Source organism: Halosegnis longus, assembly GCF_009663395.1.
Lineage (GTDB): Archaea > Halobacteriota > Halobacteria > Halobacteriales > Haloarculaceae > Halosegnis > Halosegnis longus.
In genome coordinates this window covers 1,357,782-1,379,921 of the sequence record NZ_QKNW01000001.1, presented here as the reverse complement: position 1 = coordinate 1,379,921, position 22,140 = coordinate 1,357,782, and the positions used below count along the sequence as shown (strand labels likewise).

Genomic DNA, 22,140 nt, shown 5'->3' with positions numbered 1-22,140 from the left:
ACACCGTTACTCTGGAACCTGTGCGGCGCGTATCTCGAACAGCCGGGCGTCACAGTCGCCACACGTCGCAGCGATGACCTCGTGTTCACGACAGCAGGAGGCGACGACCGTCGTTCCGAAGGTGATAGAGCCGGCACACACCGGGCAGGTCTCCAAACACGCCCGAATCGACGCGAGGACGGTGCCGCCGGCCTCGGTTGGAATCTCGTCCCACAGGCCGCGCTCGGAGAGCACCTCGTGCGCGGCGAGATCGGCCACGAACGCCGCGCGCGACTCCCAGTTGCCGACGCGGTACTCATCAACGAGGACGCGCCACGCGTCACCCACCTGTGTCGTGCGTATCTGCGCGGGCGAGGTGTCGAGCATCCGCGCCGCGGCGGTGTCGAGGTCGTCGATAGCGAGCGCGCGCTCGGCGAGTTCAGCCTCGAAGGTCGGCGCGAGCCGTACGTCCGTCTCGTCGTCGAGTAACACGTCGCCGCGCAGGAGGAATCCGGTCGGGTCGAACGACGCTACGTCACCGTCAAGCGCCGCGTCGGTTCCAGCGACCCCGAATCCGGCCGGCTGGTCGGCCTTATCGAACCACGCCAACACGCGGTCGGGGAGATAGCGCTTCGTCAGCGTCGGCGTTCCGGGGACGAGATAGCCACGTAGCCAGATACTCGCCAGCGAGACGCCGGCGGCAGCGACGGCGGCCGGGACGGAGACAACGGAAAGCGCTCCCGTTAGTACCCCTGCGAGGACGAGATTGACGGCCATACACGGGAGACAGCGATTCGCGCCGGTGTACTCCGGCTGTCTGACCGCCGCAAGCAGCCGTCGCGTCCGCGTCAGTTCCGGTCGGCGCTTCTGTCCCTGCTGTCGGTACTGCATACCACTGCTTCGCTACCGAGGTGATTAGGTATGTGTCCCGTACCGAATTGTTCAGCGAGTGTCATGTTATGTTTGAGACAGTCGACAGTCTAATTATCCATGCGGTGAATATTATGTTGTTCTTGACGGGACGTGGGGGCGGTGACATGACACAAGTAGGTGCACAAATTTCAGAGGACGTGCAGCGCGACGAACTGACAACGGACGCTGTGTTCGAAACACTGAGCAGTCGCCGACGACGGTACGCCTTACATTATCTGACGCATACTGGCGGGGAGACGACGACGCGCGCGCTGTCAGAACAGATTGCGGCGTGGGAAAACGGCATCGAGCGCGAGGCGGTGGTGCCGAAACAGCGCAAGCGCGTGTACACGGCGCTTCACCAGACCCATCTGCCGAAGATGGCGAAGTTAGGCGTCGTGGAGTACGACCGGAATCGCGGAACCATCTCGCTGACCCGCACTACCGACGAGTTCGACATCTATCTGGATGTCGTCCCGTCGAACGACCTGCCGTGGAGCGAGGTGTATCTCGGCGTCGGGGCCGTGCTGTTGGCCCTGTCGGTCGTAGCTGCGGTAGGAGTTCCGCCGTTCGGGATGCTTCCGGGCTTTGCCTACGCCATCGGGACGGCAATGCTCCTCGCGTTGCTGGGGCTGTACAACACCGTTCGCGACCGTCGGCTCCTCATCGGAACGACGAAGGTCACCACCGGGCCGTGTCCGCCGCCCGCGGAGGCGATCGGCCTCTCGTACGAAGACACTGAACAGATTGAAGCGTTCACGCCACAGGACTGAGTACTGGACACAAATCGAGAACAGACGCGAATGAGTTAGTCGGACTTCGAGACCTCGGGTTCGGCGGTTGCCGCCGACTCCGCGCTCTCGCGAATTTCGGATTCGAGCTGGTCGCGGCCTTTTTTGAACTCGCCCATCGCCTGCCCGGACGACCGGGCGAGCTTGGGGAGTTTGTCTGCGCCGAAGAGCAGCACTGCGATTGCGAGGACGATCAACATCTCCGGGCCGCCGAACGCACCGATGAACGCTGGTGTGAGTGCCATACCCTCCGATAGGCGGGTGTAAGCATAAGTACGAGCTGCGTATCGGTCGGTAGAGATCCGTTATCGGCCGATGATCGGCTTTGAACGGTTCTCGAAATGTATACAATCCGACGAGCTACCCACCGGTGACCGGTGGGTAGTCGTCGCGCATTCGTCGTATTTTCACCCGATTCGGCTTCGTTTTTAACCCCCTTCCCGCCCCATATTCGAGTATGAGCACGACGGCGACGACGTGTCCGGAGTGTACAGGGACGGTAACTACAGACGGCACCGAACAGGTCTGCTCGGAGTGTGGGCTGGTCGTGAGCGAGGACAGTCTCGACCGCGGGCCGGAGTGGCGCTCGTTTGCCGACGACGACACCAATCCGAAACGCACCGGCGCACCCCTCACTCGCTCGCGCCACGACAAGGGACTCTCCACCGAAATCGGCCACTCAACGCGGCTGAAGGGGCGCAAGCGCCGCCGGGTCGCCAGGATGCGCCGCCAGCACAAGCGCGCACAAATCGCGACGAAACGCGAGCGGAATCAGGTGTACGGCTTCACCGAGATTCGCCGGCTGGTGAGCGGGCTCTCGCTCGGCGAGGCGCTGCGCGAGCAGGCGTGTTCGCTGTTCGAATCCGCACAGTCCGAGGACCTGTTTCAGGGGCGCTCGCTAGAAGGGTTCGCTGCCGCCGCGGTGTACGCGACCTGCCGCGTGAACGGGCTGTCGCGCACGCTCGATGAGGTCGCCGACGCGGCGAAGGCCGACTCGGACGAGCTACAGGTCGCGTACGACGCCCTGAACCGCGACCTCGGGCTGCCGGTCGGGCCGGTACATCCCCGCGAGTATCTCGCGCGCTTCGGCTCCGAACTCGGCGTCGAGTCGTGCGTCGAACGCCGCGCCCGCGAGCTAGCCGAGCGCGCCCACGAGGAGCAGATTTCGGTCGGTCGCAATCCGGCTGGCGTCGCCGCCGGCTGTCTCTACACGGCGACACAGGAGCAGGGGATTGCGCTCACGCAGACCAAAATCGCCGAAGTCGCCGGCGTCACGCCGGTCACGCTCCGTCGGACGCACACGGACCTCTGCGAGGAGTAGCGCCCCCGACCCTCAGGAACGACCGTTAGTAATAATTCGCGTTGTTTAAATTCACAACAGTAATTTCTACGGGTAGCATATGTCCTCAGAACATCTCGCAGGGACGACCGACGCGCGGCCGACGCTGGCACAGGCGCTCGTGCCCGTGCTCGGTGTCGTGGTGTTTCTCGCGATCGGGTCCGGCCTGCTCGGACTCGCCCCCCACGCCCCACTGTTGTGGAGTCTCACGCTGACCGGCCTCGTCGCCCGCTACTGGATGGGGCTGACGTGGACGGATCTCTCGGACGGAATCGGCGGCGCGCTCGCGGCCGGACTCAACGCCGTCCTCATCCTGTTCGTCATCTACGCGCTCATCGCGACGTGGATCGCGAGCGGGACGATTCCCGGCCTGATGTACTACGGGCTCGACACGCTGACGCCGGACGTGTTCCTCCCCGCGACGGCGGTGCTCGCGGCGGTCGTCGCCTTCGCCATCGGCTCGTCGTGGACGACGGCCGGCACCCTCGGGGTGGCGTTTATCGGTATCGGCTCCGGGCTCGGGATTCCCGCGCCGATGACCGCCGGAGCCGTGTTGTCGGGAGCCTACGCCGGCGACAAGCAGTCGCCACTGTCGGACACGACGAACCTCGCCGCGGCCGTCACCGACACGGACCTCTACGATCACATCCGCGCGATGCGGTGGGGGACGGCGGTCGCATTCGGACTCTCTGTCCTCGTGTACGCATGGCTCGGTCTCCGGCGCACGGGTGCGATTCCGGCCGGTCGGGTCGGGGAGATACAGGCCGCTCTCGCCGGCGAGTACGCGCTGTCGCCGCTCGTCTTCCTCCCGCTGGTCGTCACCTTCGGGCTGGCGCTGCGGGGCTACCCCGCGCTCCCGACGCTCGTCGCCGGCGTGTTCGCGGGCGTCGGAACCGCCGTCCTCGTGCAGGGAGTCGGCTTCACCGCCGCGTGGGAGGTGTTCCTCTCGGGGACCGACCCCGAAACCGGTCTCACGCTCGTGGACGACCTGCTCGCGAGCGGCGGGCTCTCCGGGTCGGCGTGGACAATCAGCGTCGTCGTCGCGGCGCTCTCACTCGGCGGTGCACTGGAAGCGACGGGGATACTGCGGGAGCTGGCGCGCCGGCTCGCGAGCATCGTCTGGAGCCCGTCGAGTCTCGTCGCCGGCACCGGAATCGCCGCGTTCGCGACGAACGTCCTCACGGCCCAACAGTACATGAGCATCGTCGTGCCGGGGATGACGCTCGGCGACCTCTACGAGGAGTACGGACTCGACAGCGCCGAACTCTCGCGGGCAGTCGAGGCCGTCGGCACCCCGACCGGCCCGCTCATCCCGTGGCACGCCGGCGGCGTCTACATGATGACCGTCTTCGGTCTCGGAACGACGAACGTGGGTGTCCTCGCGGTGCCGGCGTACGCCCCCTACTACGTCTTCGCGTTTCTCTCACCGGTGGTGCTGTTCGCGATGGCCGCGACCGGACTCGGTATCGACGCGGGTGACGCAGCGACTCGGGCGTCGTAGCGCACGATACCCTCAGTTTCCGCGACCGACCGCTGTGTGGGTTTGACGCACGACGGACGCGAGCTCGGTCATCCCCTTCGCCGCGCGGGAGTCGGGCGCGTGCGTCGTCACCGGACGCCCGAGGTGGGTCGCCCGTCGGACGGTCTCGCTTTCGGGGACTGCTACCGACGGTGCGCCGAACCGCTCGCGTGCCTCGTCGGTATCGCTCGCCCGACAGACCGCGACGGCGACCAGTCCGGTGTCGAGACCACGCGCCAGCGTCCGAACGCGGTCGGCGTGTGCGAGTGCCCCCTCGGTCGGGCGCGTCGTGAGCACCACCGAGTCGGCGGCGGCGAGCAGCTCACCGACCACCCGCCCGAGTCCGGCTGGACAGTCCACGACGACGACGCCGTACTCGCGTTCGACCGCGCGCAGGGTGTCGGCGAGACGGTCGGGGTCACACGCCGCCGCGCCCGCGAGCGTTCGGCCACAGGCGAGGAGCGCGACCGGTCCGGACTCGTCGACGGCCTCGACCGGGTCGGCGCGGTCGGCCAACACGTCGTGGAGGTCCGGCCCCCGCGACTCGGGTAAGTCGGCCATCGCGAGGTCGCCGTCGACACAGACCGCACCGAGTTCGTCGGCGAGCGCGAACGCGACCGTCGAGGTGCCGACCCCGCCGGCCCCGCCGGCGACGGCCAGAATCACGACAGCCACTCGGGCGCGACCGAATCCGAGGGCGACGCCGGCCCGACGAGCGCTCGACGCGGTGGCCGCGACGCCCCGAGCGCGTCGAGCAGCCGCGCCGGGTCGGGTGAGTCGGGGAGTGGCTCGTCGCTGTCGAGGGTTGCTAGCGGCTCGGCGTCCGGCGGTGCGGCAGTCGTGAATCCCGTGCCAACGGTCGCGCCCGCGGGGACGCGCACCCGAAGCGTTCCCTCGGGGTGTTCAGACGGTGTTACCGCGTCGTGTGGACTCGACAGCGCGGCGAGTCGCGGCTCCTCGCCGGCGTTGGTGAGCCGGCAGGTGACGAACGTCCGGCCGTGCTCGCGGGTCGCGGTCGTCGTGAGCGTCAACACGGCGCGAGTGGTGCGCTATCGGTTATAAATCTCGGCAGCGGACGACGCTCGCGCGCGTCACTCGGGCGAGTTCGCTCGCGTCGAGTGAGCCGCCGGCGACCACGACGGGAGCCGACAGGCGGGCGACGCGAACCGCGGCGAGTCGCCGCGTGCGGTCATCCTCTGGATCGAGTAGCGTCGTTTCGGCCAGGGCGTCGCGGGCGCGAGCGACCCGGGGTGTGACCTGATCCGCGAGCGCCTGTCGCACGTCGCGTTCCCGGTTCGCCACCGCGTCTTCGAGTTCGAGCCGGCGCTGGTGGGCGTCGTATCGCTCCGAGCGACGCTCGCGCTCGCGAGTGAGCTTCTCGCGCGCCGCCGTCGCAGTCGTTCCGACCTCCGAGAGCCGTGCCGCCGTCTCGCGATACTCGGCCAGCGTCTCCGCTGACGGCCCGTCGCCGTCGCGGCTGGCGTCCACGACACCCCGGAGTCGCGCGACCTCCTCGCGGAGCGCACCGCGGTCCTCGTGGCTCGCGCTCGCCACCCGCTCGCGCTCGGGGGCGAGGGTCGTCGACTCGGTCGTGTGGGCGGCGAGTCGGTCCCGCGCCGCGGCGAGCGCCTCCTGTTCGGGAACGCGAATCCCGCGCGAGCGCGCGACCGCGGCCAGCGTCTGTCTGCGCGAGGGAGACGAGCCGAATCCGACGGCTCCGAGGGTCTCGTGGAGTGGCGTGGCGCGCCGACACCGAACCCCGTCGTCGGTCGGGTCACGCACCGCCGCGAGAACGCGCGTTGGGTCGACGTCGGCCCCGCGACAGTCGACGGCGCGTCCGACCCGGTCGGAGTCGGTGAGTCGGAGCCTCACGGCTCGGCGTCGAGCGTGCGGTCGCGCAGCGCGTCGGGACCGGGGTGGTCGGTTCCGGTCGCGAACCGCGCGTAGGGGGTGTACTTCGAGGCCTGAGTCTCGTAGGCGACGGCCGCCTCGTGAATCTCGGGGACGGCGAACTCGTTGAACGGTCGGGTGCGCTCGACGCGGACGGCGTCGGGATACCGCTCGCGGAGTCGACACGCGAGCAGCGCGCCGTGGCCGGTCGGCTCGAACAGCGTGGCGCGGCCGAACTCCCTGACGACGGTCTCTTCGTGTTCACGCCGGAGATTTCTGAGCGTCCGCCTGGCCGCCCGCGAGTACGCGACGACGAGCAACATACCTCCGCTTCGGGAGATAATATTTAGTTGTTTTGTATGCGGATTTTACGCTACTGTGCGTAACGTTGTCATCCATTAGTTATTGAGGTGAACAGACCACTTCACTGAACAATTATACACGCTTTTGCGTCTCTCTTCGGCCCGTTCACCTGATGCCACGACAGACACGGCGACGCTTGCTACAGGGCACAGGCGCGGCGCTCGCGGCCGGACTGTCCGGCTGCTCGGGAAACACTGGGGACGGCAACGGTGGAGACAGCGGCGAGAACGCCAGCGACAGCAGTAACGCAGAGCAGGCGTACACTGTCGGTCACGGCGACTACGAGACGGAGGTGACGGCGACTGCGTTCCCGGACATGCTCTACTTCTACTGCGTCCAGTCGGGGTGGATGAACTGGCCCAGTATCATGGAGAGCTTCGAGAACAACTACGGGGTCGCGGTCAACGACAACGACCGCTCGTCGGGCGAAGCGCTCCAACACATGCGCGCGAACGCGGCGAACATGAACCACTCCGGCTACAACGGCGGCTACACCTACGGGGTGCGCGCCCGCAACGAGGGGTTCACCCAGGCGTACAAGCCGGCCGGCTGGGAACAGGTTCCGGACTCGCTCAAGACCGACGACGGCCACGTCACCGCGACCCGTCGCGTGACGACCGCCGTCACCTACCGCTCGGACATCTACGAGGAGCGGGGTCTCGACGCGCCGACCACGTGGGAGGACCTCCTCCAGCCCGAAATCATGCAGGACCTCGCGCTCCAGACGCCACAGGCGGCGGTCGGCCTCGCGACGGCGCTGTCGATTAACAACGCCCGCGGCGGGAGCATGGACGACGTACAGCCCGTCATCGACTACTACAACCAGATTCAGGAGGGCGGCGCGGAGTTCACCGACAACTTCCTCGCGCAGTTCTCCAGCGGCGAGTACGCCACCTTCCTGCGGTACGACTACTCCGGGCTGGACCTGAAATACAACAACGACGAAATCGCCGAGGAGAACGTCGACGTCGCGCTACTTGCGGGCGAAAACGGCAATCAGGGCGCGCTCAACATGCCGTACGGCTACGCCCTACTCGAAGACGCGCCGAACCCCGAGGCCGGAAAGCTGTTCATGGATTACGTCCTCTCCTTGGAGGGCCAACAGCAGTTCCTCGACGCCTACGTCCGGCCGATTCGCTCCGACGAGCTGGAGTTACCCGACGAGTTCATCGACCCCGCCGAGTACGAGCGAACCGAGTTCCAGGTCGACTACGGCCGGCTCGTCGACGAGCAGGACCGCATCATCGAGGATATCACCCGGGGCGCGAACATCTGATGGCGACCTCGGACGACGAACAGTACACGAGCCTCCCGGTCGGGCTGTCGGGACTGACCGCACAGACGGAGGCCCAACGCGAGCGACGACGCATCGCGGTGCTCTGTCTCCCGTTTGCACTCTTGCTTCTCGTCGCCGGCATCTACCCGCTGACGGAGGCGATTCGGATGAGCGTCTCGACGCAGCCGTACGAGTCGGTCGGCTTCACGCTCGACGCCTACCGCACCCTCGCGACGGACCCCTACTACCGCGGCGTCGCGTTCAACTCCCTGTGGTTCGCGACCGCGACGACCGTCACCTCGGTCGCGATTGCGGTTCCCATCGCCCACGCACTCCGGAAGTACGAGCTTCCCGCCTCGGGGCTGTGGGTGACGCTCGTCTCCTTTCCCATCAGCCTCCCGGGCATCGTCGCGGCGTTCATGATACTCGTCCTGTTCGGCAACAACGGCGTCGTCACGAACATCGTGGCCGCGATGTCCGGCCGGAGCGCAATCGACCTCGCCGTCGCGACGAGCGTTCCCGGCCTCTTTTTTGCGTTTCTCTACTCGATGATTCCCCGCGCGACGCTCATCCTCCGGGGGAGCTACGCCGAACTCGACACCGCCGCCGAGGAGGCCGCCCAGTCGCTCGGCGCGACCCCGTTCGAGACGTTCCGGCACGTGACGCTTCCCCAGATACGGGCCGGCATCGCCGGTGCGTTCATCCTCACCTTCCGGACCGCACTCGCAATCTTCGGGACGCTCATCGTCATCCAGGCGCTGGTGGTGTGGACGCTCCAGATCGACCGTGAGCTCTCCGGCGGCTCGTTCCCCGTCGCCGGTGCGCTCGCGGTCGTCTTCTTCGCCTTCACGTTCCTGTTTACCGTCCTCGGACTTCGGTACACGAGCGCGGAGGTGGGGCTGTGAGCGTCTCCCCGTCGCGGCGCTTCGGTCGACCGGTCGTCACCGCCGTGCTCGTCGCGGCGGTCGCGTTTCTCATCGGCCCGGTCGTGCTCACGCTCGTCGGCTCCGTCGCCAGCGAGTGGACCGGCGTGTTCCCCTCGGGGCCCATCAGCTTCGAGAACTGGCGGGTCGTGCTCGGCTTGACCGACTCCATCGGCTCACAGCGCAGCATGGGGTGGGAGACGCTCGTCTCGCTCGGCGCGTTCACGCTCACGGTGCCCTCGGAGCTCATCTTCAGCGTCGGGCTCGCGCTCGGCGGCGTGGCCATCAATCTCGTCGTCGGCGTCCCAATCGCGTACGCCATCGCGCGCTACGACTTCCGAGGCAAGGAATGGGTGGACGCGCTGTCGGTGCTCCCGCTCGTTCCCGGCCTGATTCTCGGCGTCGCGTTCCTGCGGGCGTATCCGACGCTCTCACAGACGAGCGTGAGTCTCGTCATCGGCTACTCGCTGCTCAAAGCGCCGTTCATGGTGATGGCCGTCCGCAGCGAGTTCGAGACGATGGACCTCCGGCAACTGGAGGAGTCGGCGCGGTCGCTGGGGGCGTCGTGGCCGGCGAGTCTCCTGCTCGTCACTATTCCGAACGCGCGGGCCGGCATCGTCTCCGGCTCCATCATCTGCTGGACGCTCGCGGCCGCGGAGTTCAACTTCTCGTACATCGTCTGGTCGCGTGGCACCCAGCCGCTCGCGTTGTTCTTACAGCGGCACATCTCGAACAGCACCTTCACACGGGCGGCAGCGGCCGTCTCGATGTTCTTCTGTATCGTCGTGGCCATCACGCTGCTGCTCCAGGTCGTCGGCCGCGACGGCTTCACCACACAGACACACGAATGACACACGTCACACTCGATTCCGTCCGGAAACAGTACGACCAGACCACCGCCGTCAACGGGCTGTCGCTCGACATCGCGGAGGGGGAGACCCTCGGCGTCGTCGGCCCCTCGGGCTGTGGGAAGACCACCACCCTTCGAACGGTCGCGGGGTTCGAGACGCCGACGGAGGGGACCGTCGCCTTCGGCGGCCGCGACGTGACCCACGTCCCGCCCGAACAGCGCAACGTCGGGCTCGTCTTCCAGTCGTACGCCCTGTTCGACAACATGACCGTCCGCCAGAACGTCGCCTTCGGGCCCAGAATGGCCGGCGTCGGGAAGACGGAGCGGCGCGAGCGCGCCGACGACCTGCTCGATATGCTCGGTATCGGCGAGTTGGGCGACCGCGACCCGACGACGCTCTCCGGGGGCCAACAACAGCGGGTCGGACTCGCCCGCGCGCTCGCCATCGAGCCGGAGATACTGCTACTCGACGAGCCGATGACCGGGCTGGACGCGAAGCTGAAACGCCGGCTCAGACGCGAAATCTCCGCCCTGCTCGACGACCTCGACGTGACCGCGCTGTACGTCACCCACGACCAGGCCGAGGCGATGGAGATGTGCGACCGCATCGCCGTGCTCTCGGACGGGAAGCTAGAACAGGTCGCGACGCCGACGGAGCTGTACGAGGAGCCGGCGAACGAGTTCGTCGCCGACTTCATCGGCTCCTCCACGCTGCTGTCGGGGCCGGTCCGAGACGGTCACATCGACGCCGGCCCGATACGGATACCGGCACCGACCGCGACGGCGGCGACCGCGACCGCCGCGGTCCGGCCGGGAGCGTTCGTCTACGGCGACGACTTCGAGGCGACGGTCACCGACCGCGCGTACCTCGGCGGTTCGGTCCGCGGACGCGCGACGCTGGCCGACGGACAGTCGGTCGAGCTTCGCTTGGACGAGATTCCGGAACCCGGAGCCACGGTGTCGCTCGCGCTCGATGAATCACGGGTCCACGTGCTCGACTCGTGACCGACCGAGGCCCAGTCGTCGCCGACCTCGCCCGCCCGCGGCTCGCCGAGCCGGTGACGCTCGCCGTCATCGCGGACCCGCATCTCGCGGTCGAGGGACGCGGAACGTGGAAGCTCCGCCACCGGAGCGAGCCGCGGCTCCGGACGGCTATCGAGACGGCAAATGAGGCCGACGCCGTCGTCTTCGCCGGCGACCTGACGAACGACGGCCACCCCGCGGAGTTCGACCGCGTGGACGAGCTCCTCGCCGACCTGTCGGTGCCGTGGACCGCGATACCGGGCAACCACGACGTGGCGAAGTCCTTCGACGGCCACGAGACGCCGCCCGTCACCGACTTCGCCCGACGTTACCGCGGCGACGCGACCAGGCCGGACGCCGCCGCCTACCCCCTAGTGCTTCGGGTCGGTGGGCTTCGCGTCGTCTGTCTCAACACCGCAGCACCGGGAGACGTGTCGACTCGCGACACGTGGGGTGGAGCCGTCGGTCCGGCACAGCGGAGCCGGCTCGCCGACCTGCTCGCCGACGAACCGGAAACGCCGACGCTCGTCGTCGCACACCACAACCTCGGTCCGTTACCCGAACATCCGGGCGGCGAGCCGTGGTCGAACTTCGCCGCGACCGACGCGACACGCGTTCGTGCCCTGCTCGCGGAGGCTGGAGTTCCGCTGGCTCTCACCGGTCACCAGCACGTCCCCGCAGTCGAGGACCGCGACGGCGTGACCGAACTGCTCGCCCCGGCGACCTGCTCGTTTCCACAGGGGATGGTGTGGCTGCGCGTCGCGGCCGACGGAACGACCGTCCGGTTCGTCCCACTGGCCGACAGAGCCGGGACGGCAGAGGCCTACTGGTACGCCAGAACCGGGAAGCCACTCGCACAGGGCATTCTCGACGCGACGACCCGCCGGCTCGGCGAGTGACTCAGACCTCGTTCATCTCGAAGTCGGGGTCGCCGGAAAGCAGGTCGGCGAGTCGCTCGCGGGCCGCCCCCTCGGAGGGCGCGAGCACCACCCGCCCGTCGGCCGGTTCCTCGCCCGTTGCGCGGTAGGCTCGCTGGTCACCCTCCAGTTCGGTCGCGTAGGTGCGTACGGCTCCCCGGACGCGGCGTTCGAGTTCCGCGAGGTCACACTCCCCGTCTTCGAACGCCGCGAGCGCGTCCTCGATGTTGCGCAGCGTTGAGATGCGGTCCATCAGACCGTTCGCAGGTGGTCGGTCGTCGGCTCGTAGATGTCACCCTGTCGCCGGAGCTTCTCGATTTCGTGTTCCGCCTTGTCGCGGTCCATCCCGACGGCGTCGGCCTTCTCGTACACCTCCTCGATTGGCGCGCCGTCCTCGTACTCCTCTTCGAGTTCGTTGATGATGCCCTTGATGTTCTTGATGCGGTCGCGCTGGCTCTTCGAGGAGCCGGCCTCGACCATGTCCACGTCGAACTCGCCGGTCTCGGGGTCGACGCCGATGGCCTCCAGCGAGTCGCGCACGATACCGACCACCTTCTCGGCGTCGCGCTTCTCGACGGTGTCCGACAGCCGGACGCGGGCGGACGCCTCGGCCAGCCGGACGAGCGCCTCCAGCTTCCGGGCGGTCACCGGCACGGGCGCGTCCTCGCTGGCTCCCTTCGAGCGCAGGTCGACGTAGAAGTCCCGGATCTCGGCTTTCGCCTCCTCCGTCATCGTCGGGAAACAGGTCCGCTTCGCGTAGGCGATATACTTCCGGAGGAGTTCGGCGTCGATCTCCGGCTCCACGTCCTCGGTGACGCTCTCGACTTCCTCCTCGGAGATGTTCGACGTCGGCACGCTCTCGCGGTGGGTGAACAGCTCGCCGGCGTAGTTCGTGTTGATGATGTGGTCCGCGAGGTCGCGGTCCTTCTCCGGGTTCGGCTTGTCCGTCACCGTGAAGATGAGATCGAATCGCGAGACGAGGGCGGGTTCGAGGTCGATCTGCTCGGGGATCGGTTCGTACTCGTCGAATCGACCGTACTTCGGGTTCGCTGCGCCGAGCAGCGAACATCGCGACTTCAGCGTCGCGTTGATGCCGGCCTTCGAGATGGAAATCGAGTTGTGGAGCGCGACACCCTGACTCACGAACGTGTTTGTCGGCTCGACAGTCACGTCGTACACCCAGTCGGTCGCGTACTCCCCCTCGTTGGGGACGGTCTCAACGTCGGTAACGCGGTAGTAGCGAATGTCCGTCCGCGCATCGAGCGCGTCAACGCGGCGTTCGGCCTCGTCCATCGCCGCCAGCACGGCAGTTCTGGCGCGTTCGGTCAGTTGCTCGCGAACCTCAACGTCGTAGCCGCCGTCTTCGGCGTAGTGAATCCGGCTCGTCGTCTCGTCGATTCGCTCTCCAAGTTGGCGTCCGGACCAGTCGACGGCAGCACGGACGGAAGCGAGGTCGTCTGCGTCAGCAACAGCCGCACGGACAGTTTTGATTCGGTCGCGAACCGTCGATAGCTGCGTGTCGACGGTCTCGATTTGAATGCCGAATCCCTCGTCGATGTGCGGGCGGAACTGCCCGGTCTTGCCGAGTCCCACGAGCGTTCTGAGTTCGCGAAGTTCGCGGACAGCACTCGTCGGGAGCACGTCGTGGTGGCGGCTCGTCGCCTCGCTTCGGTTGGCGAACGTGCGGGCGTCGTCGTACCGGTCGTCTGCCGGCTCTACGACCGCATCAACGAATCGCTCCGTCGAGTCACCCATCACGTACACTTTCCATGCGTCTTCGGCGGTGTCGTGGTGGATTCTGGAGGCGACACCGACCTTCGCCAGCGCGTCGGCGTAATCCTCGGCCAGTCCGTCGGAGGCCGTCGAGAACGACATCGCTTCGCTCTCGACGCCGCCGTCACCGGCGAACGCGCCGACGAGGAACCGACGGATGTGCTCTTCGGAGGCACCGAGCACGCGGGCCGGAATCCGCTTCTCCCGGGCAGTGTGCATGAACTCGGGGAAGTTCTGTTCGAACCACCGGTACAGCTTCGTGGAGACCCACCGCTTCGTCACCGTTCCCGCGTCGTTCGTCGTGTCGGTGCTCTGGAAGCCGAACTCGCGGGTCATCAGGTCGTCCATGCGGGCCAACAGCCGCTCGTCCTGATTCGAGAAGCCGATTTCGTGGGCAGAGCCGGCGTAGGAGTGTCCCTCTGCGGTGAGGAAACCGAGGATCTCTGCGAGATCACAGCTCAGCTCGTCGGGAAGTGAGACATCGCGTTCCGTACCACGGTGCGGTTCCTCGTCGAGTTCGACGCCAGCAGCCGAGTTCGGAAGCTTGCGCGGGGCCGGAACGAAGGCCCCTTCTTCGATATTGCGCGCCTCAACGGTACCAACGTCGCCGTCAACGTCGGCGAACATCGGATGCTCCGGCGTCACGAGCACGTCACGACCGTTCGAGAACGTCACCCGCACGAACTCGTCGGGAGCCTCGTGGCGGCTCACGCGGTCGATTGGCTCCTTTCGAACCTCGTTCGTCTCGAAATCGACCGAGTGGATTCGCGTATCGTCGACGGGGAGAATTTCGCAGTCGACGCCATCGACTACCTCATCCGAGCGTGCCGCCATCTCCGAATCGACGAACTCGCCGATTTCGACACGACGACCGTCGGCGAACAGCACCTCGGTATCCGGGTGGTACGACTGCTGTTCGAGCGCTTCGTGCATGGCTGAACGGTCTTCGGGCCGCATTTTGTCCAATTCGTCAACCGCCGCAATCCCTTGGTCGGCGAGCACGAGCGCGCCGGCCTCGAGCGTCCACTGCTGGCCCTCACCGAAGTCGTCGCGCACGGCCGCCGCCGTCAACCCGGCAGAGCTGGAACCTTTCCCAGAAGTGTAGACACTTCTGGGCGCTAGTTTCTTTACGTACTGAAGTAGCTGAGAGTTGTGTGAGACGACGCCGTTCGTCAGGTAGTTGTGTGTTCCCTCGATTTCGAGGTCGTACACCCACTCGTCGTCCGGTTCCACCGACTCGATGCGACTGATCCGGTCCCACGAGATGTCGCCGGCGACGAGCGCGCGAAGCGACGCGAGCGTTCGCTCGACATCCAGCCCACCGTCGGCGGCGACCGCTCGCGCGTCTGCGGCTTCGGTGAACGTCTCAACGACAGTTCGGAGACTCTCGCGGCTCGGGTTGCGGTCGCCGCGTTCGTAGTGTTGGTAGGTACTTCGCGGAAGCCCACACTCTGTCTGTGTCAGCCCGAGTCCCTCACGAAGGGTTCGGAGCGTGTCCCCGACGTTTGGAATCACGTCACGATTCGTGTTCGAGTCACTGCCGGCGACCTCGGCGGCTGCAGTCGCCTTGCGCTCGGTGACGAAGCCGACATCCTCACAGTATCGCTCAAAGTCCTCTCCCGAAATACGGAGGCGGAAGCTTCCGCCGGCCTTCTCGCGAAGCTGTGACTCGATGCCGAACGCGAGCAGCAGCGTGCGGAGCCCGTCAAGCAGGTCGCGACTCGTCGATGAGACGACGACCGACCGCTGTTTCGGTGAGACGGTCCCTTCGGCGTCGACGACCGCACGGATGAATCCACGCTTCGTCGGATTCGTCGCACGATACAGACAGTCGGGGACCCGCTGGTGGCCCGAGTCCTCAAGCATCGCCGGCTCCAGTGAATCGAGGAAGCTGACGAACTCACTCGACGAACAGACGATTTCGTTCGCCTGGTTCCCCTCGTGGCTCGTTCGCTCCGTCGGATTCAGTCCGAGCCGCTCGAACCCTGCCGTCACATCGTCGAGAATCTCTCGGTCGTTGTTCGTGACGTAGGTCGTTCCGCTGCCGCCGTCGTGACGTTGGACGTATCCTTCGGCGATGATGAAGCCGAGCAGGCGTGCAAGCCACGGTGTGAGTTCATCGGGAACGTCAAGCCGGACGGCGTTGTTCGCCGCAGAGCGACGGACGGATACGTCAAGCGTGTCGTCGCCCGTCGTGGAGAGTGACCGCGGCACAGCGATGAACTCGCCCGCGTCGATATCGTCGGCAACGACCGCATTCGTCCCGCCGTCTCGACTGACGAACAGCGGATGTGAGGGCGTGATGGTGAGTTCTCTACCGGTGCGTGTCTCGACTCGGTACAGGTGGTCGGGAGCCTCCCGTTTCCAGACCTTGCTCGCGCGGCGAGGCTGAATCGTGCCGTCGTCCGCCATCGACGGGACGGCGAAGTCAACAGTATCGTACACGCCGTCGTCGACGGGCTTCGGGTCGTCGAGATTCGACTCGACCAGCTCGCGTATCTTGACCTCCGAGCCGTCGCCGAGTGTGACACGAGTGTCACCGGAAACACACTTCCCCGTACCAGGATCCCCTATTAGAAGCATGTGTAAATCCCCACGGATCCGGGAGCCGTCGGGGAGCGACTTCTTCACGCCGGAAAACAGCTGGAGGATGATAGCCAGCTTCTCGTCGGGGTAGCCGAAGATGGAGGGAGCCATCGAGCCGACCATCTGCTCGTAGATGTCGGGGTCGTTCGAGAGCTCGATAATCTCCTTTTTGTCCTCCTCGGAGATATCCATCTCCTCGAACTGCTCGTCCTCGATGGCGACGGACATCCCCTCCATGTAGAAGTCGAAGATGGCGGATTTCTCCTGTTGGTTCCCCTGCTGTTCGAGGCGGAGAATCCCGGAGATGGTGACGTGGTCGCCGGCGGTGACGCGCCCGGTGATGTCGTCTTCGATGTTCACGTCGATAGCCTGGGGGGTCTCGCCGCCGCGCAGTCCCTCGGGAGACTCCTGGACGCGAATCTTCTGAGAGTCGATGAACTCCGACTGGTCGAAGTTGATCTGGAACGGCCCCTGTCGTTCACACCCCTGACACTCGTGGGGTTCCTGGAAGTCGCCGTCCGATTGGGGAATGCGGGTCATCGTCCCGCAGCGCTGGCACTCGAAGGCGGCCTGTTGCATCTTCGGGCGCACGTCGGTCGCCTTCCGGACGATACCCTGCACGGAGACGAGGTTGCCGACGTGGTCGGCGCGTATCTCGCGAATCCCGGTCTTGTCGGAGAGGTTCTGGACCCGGACGTGTGCAGAGCCGAGTTTCACGTCGACGGGGAGGTCATACAGCCGCAGCGCCTCCTCGGCGTACTCGCGCATCTGCTGGGGCTGGGCGATGAAGTCGTCGGCGATGTCGGGGTCGAAGCGATAGAGGTCGTTCCAGTCGACGTACAGCGACTTCTGCTCGTTGGGATACTTCTGTGCCAGTTCACCGATTTCGTTCCGGTAGTAGCTCCGGTAGAACTCGTCGAACCGGTCGATTATCTCGGCGTTCTCTGCGCGGGCCATCAGTTAGCGACCCTTGTTCGCCTTCGCGTATGAACGTTCCTCCCGGCGTGCGTCGACGAGTCTCAGCGGCCGACGCGAGCGCGGAGTCGCGCGAGCACTCCCCGCTCGACCGGCTGCTCGTCGGTGTCGTCGGACTCGACGGACAGCGGGTACTTGTGTGCCATGTGTATTGGTACCGTGCCAGAGCAACATAAATCCACGAACCGTCACGGGGACCGCGGGTGTGAAGCTGCCACGAAGATAGACACAACGGGAAGATTTTTTTCTAAACACGGATACGGGCGGGGTATACGTGGGGCCACCGTCTTTCGAGACCCAGAGTAGAGAAAGTAGCGACCGCGGGCCGCTGTTGGCGGCCGGCAGTACTACCAACGACCGGGGGCGTCGATGAGTCCGGACGCCGCCAGCGTCCAGAAGTCGTTCCTGAAGTATCAACACGTCTTCGTGTTGACCGCACCGGTGTTGTTCATCCTCGGCGTGTACACGCTCGCGCCGACCACTGGGTCGGGCGCGGGCTACTGGCTCGAGTACTGGTGGCTGTTCCCCTTCTTCCTGCTCGGGGCGACCGTCGTCAACACGGTCGGCATCTCCGGGTCGGCGCTGTTCGTCCCGTTTCTCATCTTCGTGTATCCGATACTCGCGTCGGGGAGTCTCAGCCCGTCGGCGTGGGGAGCCGTCTCGCTGACGCCGGAGACGCTCGTGAAGGTCGGTCTCATCAGTGAGTCGTTCGGCCTCTCGTCGTCGGCCGTCGCGTTCGTCCAGTACGGGCTCGTCGACCGAAAGCTCGCGCTCGCGCTCGTCGGCGGCGGAGTTCCGTTCGTCGTCGGGGGCGCACTGCTGTCGTTCATCATCCCCGAGCCGATTTTCCATCTGTTGCTCGGTATCGCGCTCATCGCGGCCTCGTATCTCCTCTTCACTGCGGACCTCGGCCACGGGAGCGAGGCGGAAAACGAGGAAGAAGACGCGGTCGCCGCAGACGGCGGTGACGCCGACAGCAATCTTCCCAACGACGCCGGCAAACTCGGGCCGGCGGGCGTCGAGACCGACACCGAGGGGAACGTCACCCGCGTCGACAAGACGGGCGACGATTACCAGTACACGCGCGGCGGCTACCTCCGTCGGTTCGCCAACTACGCGGTCGGCGGCACCTTCCAAGGGCTGGCCGGCTTCGGTATCGGCGAACTCGGCATCGTCTCGATGCTCTCGACGAAGGTGCCCGTCCGAGTCGCCATCGGCACGAACCACATCGTCGTCGCGCTGACGGCCGTGCTCGCGTCGGTGGTCCACGTCTTCGGCGGCGGTCTCGTCCCCGGCGGTCACTCCATCGACCTCGCCGCGACCCCGTGGAACATGGTCGTGTTCACGGTGCCGGCGACGGTCATCGGCGGGCAAATCGCGCCGTACGTCTCGAACGCACTCGAAGTGGACACCATCAAGACGGGCGTCGGCTGGCTGTTCGCCGTCATCTCGCTCGCGCTGTTCGGCATGGCCGCCGGGAGTTTCATCTGATGGCCCGCCGAGGTGGTGAGTGATATGTACGAGACCATCCTGCTGCCCGTCGACGGGAGCGACGCCGCGACGGCCGCCCTCGACCACGCGGGCGAACTCGCCGTGACCTACGGCGCGACGGTCCACGTGCTGGCGGTCGCGGACACGCGCAACCGCTTCGAGAGTCCGAGCAGCGGACTCGCCGCAGACGCGTGGGTTGAATCACAACATGAAAGCGCCGAGGCGGCTATCGACGCAGCCGTCGACGCACTCCCCGACGACATCGACATCGAGCGCGTCGAGAAAGAGGGTGTTCCGGAGGCGACGATTCTGGAGTACGTCGGTGACCACGGCGTCGACCTCGTGGTGATGGGAACCCACGGTCGTACCGGCTTGGACCACTATCTCATCGGCAGCGTGACGGAGGACATCGTCCGGAAATCCGAAGCTCCGGTGTTGACGGTCCGGCTCTCCGAGTAGCTACTGCTGGTCGAGCGCCGAAATCTGCGTCTCCACGCACCGATCGGGCCACTCCACGATGTGCCGTTTGACCCGTCCGGCAAGCCCGCGCAGCCCGCCCTGTTGCGGTCGTTCCTCCCGGTTCGACTCCCGTGGCTGTTCCGGCCGCGTGCGTCCGTGGCTCATGTGTATATGTACCATACCCATATGATTATAAAGATTGTGTAGATTTACGTCGCGGTAGCTTTTTGCTCTCCTCTTCCTCGGTTCGAGACGTGCTAGAACAGGTGTTGACGGAACTGCGCGCTTGCGGCCACACGGTCGAGCGGCCGGATGACGCCGGCGAGCCGACCGCACTCGCGACCGGCGGGAGCGGGCCGCTTGATTTCGCCGCGGAACCGGTTGCCGTCGAGCGGGTCGGCTCCGACCCGACCACGCTCGTGGAGCGCGCGGCCGACGCCGCCCGCAGCGACCGCGCCACCCTGTACGTCACCTCGGCCGACGAGGCGACGACCGTCGGCGACATCCTCTCGACTCCCCGGTTCGTCGCCGACGAACGCGACGGCTTCCGGCAGTTCTACCCGGTCCCCGACCGCATCCAGCTGGCCGACGGCAGCTACGCCGCGGTCCGTGCCACTCAGCCGACCGCCCGCTACGGCGAGTCTGCCCGCGCCCGCGCCGACCGCGTGCTCACGTGGCGTGAGGCCCCCGGCGACGACGACCCCTCGCTCGTGCTCGACGTGAACCGACAGTCCACGGTCACCCTCGACTCCGTCGCGTCGCTCACGAACCCCGGTCCCGCCTCCGTGTTCCCGTACCGCTACACCCGCCGCGACGGCTCCTTTCGCGTGTTACAGGGCGACGAGGAGGTCGGGCGCTTCGCCAGCATCGGCGCGATGCGCGAGCGCGGCTACCAGCCGGTTCCCGTCCCGCTCGTCCCCGAACACCACCTCCGATGGGGGACGCCGACCCTCGGTCTCGCCGTCGTCGACGGCGAGCAGGTCCACTACGAACGAATCACGAAACAGGAACAGTAGCGCACGTCGCAGTCGCCACGAGAAATTCAGTGGGATCGCCCGGATTTGAACCGGGGTCTACAGCACCCAAGGCTGTGAGTATACCAAGCTAACCCACGATCCCTGTACCCGTCTCTTCGCGAGTACCGACGAAAGGGTTTCGTTTCACCGGTTCAGGTGACGCCGTACAGCCCGGCGATTCCGAGCGTCGTCACGACGGCGAACAGCAGTTGCAGCGGCGTGCCGACGCGCAGATAGTCGGTGAATCGGTAGCCGCCAGGACCGTAGACGAACAGGTTCGTCTGGTAGCCGACGGGCGTCATGAACGCCGTCGAGGCCGCGAACGTCACCGCGAGGATGAACGCGAACACGTCGCCGCCGACCTCCGTCGCGACCGTCGCGGCCACGGGAATCATCAACACGACCGCGGCGTTGTTCGAGATGATATTCGTCAGAGTGGCGGTGACGAGATACAACAGCCCGAGCACCGCGAGCGGCGGGAGACCGGCAGACGCCAGCACGACCCCTTCGGCGATGAACGCCGCCCCGCCGGTGTTCTGCATTGTGATGCCAAGCGGGATGACTCCGGCAAGCAGGATAATCACGTCCCACTGGACGGCGTCGTACACCTCGCCCGGGTCGAGACAGCCGGTGAGCACCATCCCGAGCGCGCCCGCGAGCGCGGCGACGACGATGGGAATCGGCGTGAGCGCCGCGACCGCGACGACGCCGAGCACGAGCGCGACGGCGACCGGAATCTTCGACTCGCGGAAATCCGGTCGCTCCACCTCGCCGGCGACGATGAAGTCGGGGTTGTTCGCGAGCCGGTCGACTGAGTCGCCGGTCGCCTGCACGAGCAGCGTGTCGCCGACCCGGAACCGGACGTTGTCGAGTCGCCGGCGGACGAGGTCACCCCCACGTCGCACGGCGAGGACGGTCGCGTTGTACCGCGTCCGGAAGTTCGCCGAGGTGAGCGACTCGCCGACGAGAAACGAGCCGGGGGCGACGACGACCTCGATGAGGTTCTGTGTCGACTCCGCCAGCTCGAGTTCCGCCTCGTCGACGGTCACGTCCGCGAGGTCCAACCCCTCGGCGTCGAGCAGTTCCACGAGCGTGTCACGGTCGGTTCGGAGCGCGAACACGTCGCCGGCCTGAATCGTCTTCGCGCCGAACGGCTCTAAGAACACCTCGTCGCCGCGAATCAGCTGAATCACGTCGACGTCGAACTCCGTCTCCCGCAGCGTCTCGCCGATCTGCTCGCCGACGAGCGGGGAGTCCTCCCGGACGATTGCCTCGGTCAGGTAGTCGCGAAGCTCGAACTCCGCGGTCAGGTCGTCCTCGGGCGGAATCCGCGCCGGCGTGAGCCACCGGCCGAGCGTCATGAGATAGATGGTGCCGGCGATGGCGACGATGACACCCAGCGCCGTGAACTCGAACATCGAGAACGGCTCGCCCAGATACGGGACCGCAAGCTCGGACGCGAGCACGTTCGTCGAGGTGCCGATGAGCGTGAGGGTTCCGCCGAACATCGAGGCGTACGACAGCGGAAGCAGCAGCTTCGACGGAGAGTTTCCACCCTCGTGGGCGAGGTCGGTCACCATCGGGAGGAGGATGGCGACGGCGGCGGTGTTGTTGATGAGCCCCGACAGCGGCGTCACGGTGCCGATAATCGCACTCAGCTGCTTGGACTCGGAGCCGCCGGTCAGGTCGGCCAGCTTCGCCCCGAGCAGTTGGACGACGCCGGTCTTCTGGACGCCCGCAGAGAGGATGAACATCGCGAGGACGGTAATCGTCGCGGAGGACGCGAAGCCGGACAGCCCCTCCGCGGTGTCGATGACGCGCAACTGCGCGTCAAGCAGGCCGGCGTCGACGAGCGCGAGCGACACCGGTTCCGCGAGCAGGAGCGCGACGAGTACCGACAGCGCCGTGATGTCGATGGGGACCGGCTCGGTCGCGAACGCGACCAGCGCAAAGAGGATGAGCGCGAAGACGAACCCCATCTCCGGCGTTATCGGTGGAAGTGCCACGCCGGATACTCACGGCGGGGCCGGAAAAGTCGCCCGTCTACGGCGAGCCCGG

The 22,140-nt window shown here is 66.4% G+C and carries 21 protein-coding genes and 1 tRNA gene; 11 read left to right on the top strand and 11 right to left on the bottom strand.

The window, feature by feature from the left end; genetic code table 11:
• Window positions 1-6 precede the first annotated feature (6 nt).
• Complete coding sequence (locus tag DM818_RS07500) at window positions 7-870, bottom strand: hypothetical protein (RefSeq protein ID WP_075937348.1); 864 nt, start codon at window positions 868-870, stop codon at window positions 7-9.
• 146 nt (window positions 871-1,016) lie between these two features.
• On the opposite strand from DM818_RS07500, the gene DM818_RS07495 reads away from it, so the two are divergent.
• Complete coding sequence (locus DM818_RS07495; protein WP_075937349.1) at window positions 1,017-1,664, top strand: DUF7344 domain-containing protein; 648 nt, start codon at window positions 1,017-1,019, stop codon at window positions 1,662-1,664.
• A 35-nt stretch (window positions 1,665-1,699) separates the two neighbouring features.
• On the opposite strand, the gene DM818_RS07490 is transcribed toward DM818_RS07495, so the two are convergent.
• Window positions 1,700-1,927: a Sec-independent protein translocase subunit TatA/TatB gene (locus tag DM818_RS07490; protein ID WP_075937350.1), complete on the bottom strand. Its 228-nt coding sequence runs from the start codon at window positions 1,925-1,927 to the stop codon at window positions 1,700-1,702.
• Between the two features lie 212 nt (window positions 1,928-2,139).
• Between DM818_RS07490 and DM818_RS07485 the strand changes: the two genes are divergently transcribed.
• Both DM818_RS07485 and arcD read left to right on the top strand, forming a co-directional pair.
• On the top strand, window positions 2,140-3,003 hold the full coding sequence (locus DM818_RS07485) for a transcription initiation factor IIB (RefSeq protein ID WP_075937351.1): 864 nt from the start codon (window positions 2,140-2,142) through the stop codon (window positions 3,001-3,003).
• Window positions 3,004-3,082: 79 nt separating this feature from the next.
• Entirely contained in the window at window positions 3,083-4,522 is a 1,440-nt protein-coding gene (arcD, locus tag DM818_RS07480; RefSeq protein ID WP_075937352.1) for an arginine/ornithine antiporter ArcD, read from the top strand.
• Between the two features lie 12 nt (window positions 4,523-4,534).
• Here the strand turns inward: arcD and DM818_RS07475 are convergent, their stop codons facing one another.
• The 4 genes from DM818_RS07475 to DM818_RS07460 are packed head-to-tail and all read right to left on the bottom strand — an operon-like array spanning window position 4,535 to window position 6,753.
• Complete coding sequence (locus DM818_RS07475; RefSeq protein ID WP_075937353.1) at window positions 4,535-5,206, bottom strand: chromosome partitioning protein ParA; 672 nt, start codon at window positions 5,204-5,206, stop codon at window positions 4,535-4,537.
• Window positions 5,203-5,574 (bottom strand): hypothetical protein, encoded by a 372-nt coding sequence (locus tag DM818_RS07470; protein WP_075937354.1) that lies wholly within the window; start codon window positions 5,572-5,574, stop codon window positions 5,203-5,205. Before DM818_RS07470 ends, DM818_RS07475 begins: the two co-directional genes overlap by 4 nt.
• A 22-nt stretch (window positions 5,575-5,596) precedes the next feature.
• Window positions 5,597-6,412: a DUF7856 family protein gene (locus DM818_RS07465; RefSeq protein ID WP_123124516.1), complete on the bottom strand. Its 816-nt coding sequence runs from the start codon at window positions 6,410-6,412 to the stop codon at window positions 5,597-5,599.
• The gene (locus DM818_RS07460; RefSeq protein WP_075937356.1) at window positions 6,409-6,753 is read right to left on the bottom strand and encodes a DUF7855 family protein; all 345 of its coding nucleotides are present in this window, start codon (window positions 6,751-6,753) and stop codon (window positions 6,409-6,411) included. The genes DM818_RS07465 and DM818_RS07460 overlap by 4 nt, the downstream gene beginning before the upstream one ends.
• 152 nt (window positions 6,754-6,905) lie before the next feature.
• On the opposite strand from DM818_RS07460, the gene DM818_RS07455 reads away from it, so the two are divergent.
• Genes DM818_RS07455 through DM818_RS07435 form a run of 5 tightly spaced genes read left to right on the top strand, consistent with a single transcriptional unit; the run spans window position 6,906 to window position 11,764 of the window.
• Window positions 6,906-8,069, top strand: coding sequence for an extracellular solute-binding protein (locus DM818_RS07455; RefSeq protein ID WP_153952515.1), 1,164 nt, complete (start codon window positions 6,906-6,908; stop codon window positions 8,067-8,069).
• Window positions 8,069-8,974 carry an ABC transporter permease gene (locus DM818_RS07450; protein WP_075937358.1) on the top strand — a complete coding sequence of 302 codons (906 nt, stop codon included), beginning with the start codon at window positions 8,069-8,071 and terminating at the stop codon, window positions 8,972-8,974. Before DM818_RS07455 ends, DM818_RS07450 begins: the two co-directional genes overlap by 1 nt.
• Window positions 8,971-9,843, top strand: coding sequence for an ABC transporter permease (locus DM818_RS07445; RefSeq protein ID WP_075937359.1), 873 nt, complete (start codon window positions 8,971-8,973; stop codon window positions 9,841-9,843). Before DM818_RS07450 ends, DM818_RS07445 begins: the two co-directional genes overlap by 4 nt.
• Complete coding sequence (locus DM818_RS07440) at window positions 9,840-10,847, top strand: ABC transporter ATP-binding protein (protein WP_123124518.1); 1,008 nt, start codon at window positions 9,840-9,842, stop codon at window positions 10,845-10,847. The genes DM818_RS07445 and DM818_RS07440 overlap by 4 nt, the downstream gene beginning before the upstream one ends.
• A complete protein-coding gene (locus DM818_RS07435; RefSeq protein WP_075937361.1) occupies window positions 10,844-11,764 on the top strand; it encodes a metallophosphoesterase family protein in 921 nt (306 codons plus the stop codon). The genes DM818_RS07440 and DM818_RS07435 overlap by 4 nt, the downstream gene beginning before the upstream one ends.
• Window position 11,765: 1 nt before the next feature.
• On the opposite strand, the gene DM818_RS07430 is transcribed toward DM818_RS07435, so the two are convergent.
• Both DM818_RS07430 and DM818_RS07425 read right to left on the bottom strand, forming a co-directional pair.
• Window positions 11,766-12,035, bottom strand: a complete 270-nt coding sequence (locus tag DM818_RS07430; protein ID WP_075937362.1) for a DUF7854 family protein — start codon at window positions 12,033-12,035, stop codon at window positions 11,766-11,768.
• Window positions 12,035-17,098, bottom strand: coding sequence for an LAGLIDADG family homing endonuclease (locus DM818_RS07425; protein ID WP_075937363.1), 5,064 nt, complete (start codon window positions 17,096-17,098; stop codon window positions 12,035-12,037). The genes DM818_RS07430 and DM818_RS07425 overlap by 1 nt, the downstream gene beginning before the upstream one ends.
• A 387-nt stretch (window positions 17,099-17,485) precedes the next feature.
• On the opposite strand from DM818_RS07425, the gene DM818_RS07420 reads away from it, so the two are divergent.
• Both DM818_RS07420 and DM818_RS07415 read left to right on the top strand, forming a co-directional pair.
• On the top strand, window positions 17,486-18,607 hold the full coding sequence (locus DM818_RS07420) for a sulfite exporter TauE/SafE family protein (protein WP_075937364.1): 1,122 nt from the start codon (window positions 17,486-17,488) through the stop codon (window positions 18,605-18,607).
• 24 nt (window positions 18,608-18,631) lie between these two features.
• Window positions 18,632-19,066 carry a universal stress protein gene (locus DM818_RS07415; RefSeq protein ID WP_075937365.1) on the top strand — a complete coding sequence of 145 codons (435 nt, stop codon included), beginning with the start codon at window positions 18,632-18,634 and terminating at the stop codon, window positions 19,064-19,066.
• On the opposite strand, the gene DM818_RS07410 is transcribed toward DM818_RS07415, so the two are convergent.
• The gene (locus tag DM818_RS07410) at window positions 19,067-19,231 is read right to left on the bottom strand and encodes a hypothetical protein (protein WP_153952514.1); all 165 of its coding nucleotides are present in this window, start codon (window positions 19,229-19,231) and stop codon (window positions 19,067-19,069) included.
• Window positions 19,232-19,320: 89 nt separating this feature from the next.
• On the opposite strand from DM818_RS07410, the gene DM818_RS07405 reads away from it, so the two are divergent.
• A complete protein-coding gene (locus DM818_RS07405; RefSeq protein WP_153952513.1) occupies window positions 19,321-20,082 on the top strand; it encodes a hypothetical protein in 762 nt (253 codons plus the stop codon).
• A gap of 30 nt (window positions 20,083-20,112) precedes the next feature.
• Here DM818_RS07405 and DM818_RS07400 read toward each other — a convergent pair.
• Window positions 20,113-20,185 (bottom strand) — tRNA-Pro (locus DM818_RS07400).
• 49 nt (window positions 20,186-20,234) lie between these two features.
• Window positions 20,235-22,061: an SLC13 family permease gene (locus DM818_RS07395; protein ID WP_153952696.1), complete on the bottom strand. Its 1,827-nt coding sequence runs from the start codon at window positions 22,059-22,061 to the stop codon at window positions 20,235-20,237.
• Window positions 22,062-22,140 lie beyond the last annotated feature (79 nt).

Coding starts and splice junctions, on each gene's coding strand:
- DM818_RS07495 (WP_075937349.1), top strand. CDS start 1,017: ATGACACAAGTAGGTGCACAAATTTCAGAGGACGTGCAGCGCGACGAA.
- DM818_RS07440 (WP_123124518.1), top strand. CDS start 9,840: ATGACACACGTCACACTCGATTCCGTCCGGAAACAGTACGACCAGACC.
- DM818_RS07425 (WP_075937363.1), bottom strand. CDS start 17,098: ATGGCCCGCGCAGAGAACGCCGAGATAATCGACCGGTTCGACGAGTTC.
- DM818_RS07455 (WP_153952515.1), top strand. CDS start 6,906: ATGCCACGACAGACACGGCGACGCTTGCTACAGGGCACAGGCGCGGCG.
- DM818_RS07450 (WP_075937358.1), top strand. CDS start 8,069: ATGGCGACCTCGGACGACGAACAGTACACGAGCCTCCCGGTCGGGCTG.
- DM818_RS07430 (WP_075937362.1), bottom strand. CDS start 12,035: ATGGACCGCATCTCAACGCTGCGCAACATCGAGGACGCGCTCGCGGCG.
- DM818_RS07395 (WP_153952696.1), bottom strand. CDS start 22,061: ATGGGGTTCGTCTTCGCGCTCATCCTCTTTGCGCTGGTCGCGTTCGCG.
- DM818_RS07485 (WP_075937351.1), top strand. CDS start 2,140: ATGAGCACGACGGCGACGACGTGTCCGGAGTGTACAGGGACGGTAACT.
- DM818_RS07460 (WP_075937356.1), bottom strand. CDS start 6,753: ATGTTGCTCGTCGTCGCGTACTCGCGGGCGGCCAGGCGGACGCTCAGA.
- DM818_RS07410 (WP_153952514.1), bottom strand. CDS start 19,231: ATGAGCCACGGACGCACGCGGCCGGAACAGCCACGGGAGTCGAACCGG.
- arcD (WP_075937352.1), top strand. CDS start 3,083: ATGTCCTCAGAACATCTCGCAGGGACGACCGACGCGCGGCCGACGCTG.
- DM818_RS07490 (WP_075937350.1), bottom strand. CDS start 1,927: ATGGCACTCACACCAGCGTTCATCGGTGCGTTCGGCGGCCCGGAGATG.
- DM818_RS07500 (WP_075937348.1), bottom strand. CDS start 870: ATGCAGTACCGACAGCAGGGACAGAAGCGCCGACCGGAACTGACGCGG.
- DM818_RS07420 (WP_075937364.1), top strand. CDS start 17,486: ATGAGTCCGGACGCCGCCAGCGTCCAGAAGTCGTTCCTGAAGTATCAA.
- DM818_RS07415 (WP_075937365.1), top strand. CDS start 18,632: ATGTACGAGACCATCCTGCTGCCCGTCGACGGGAGCGACGCCGCGACG.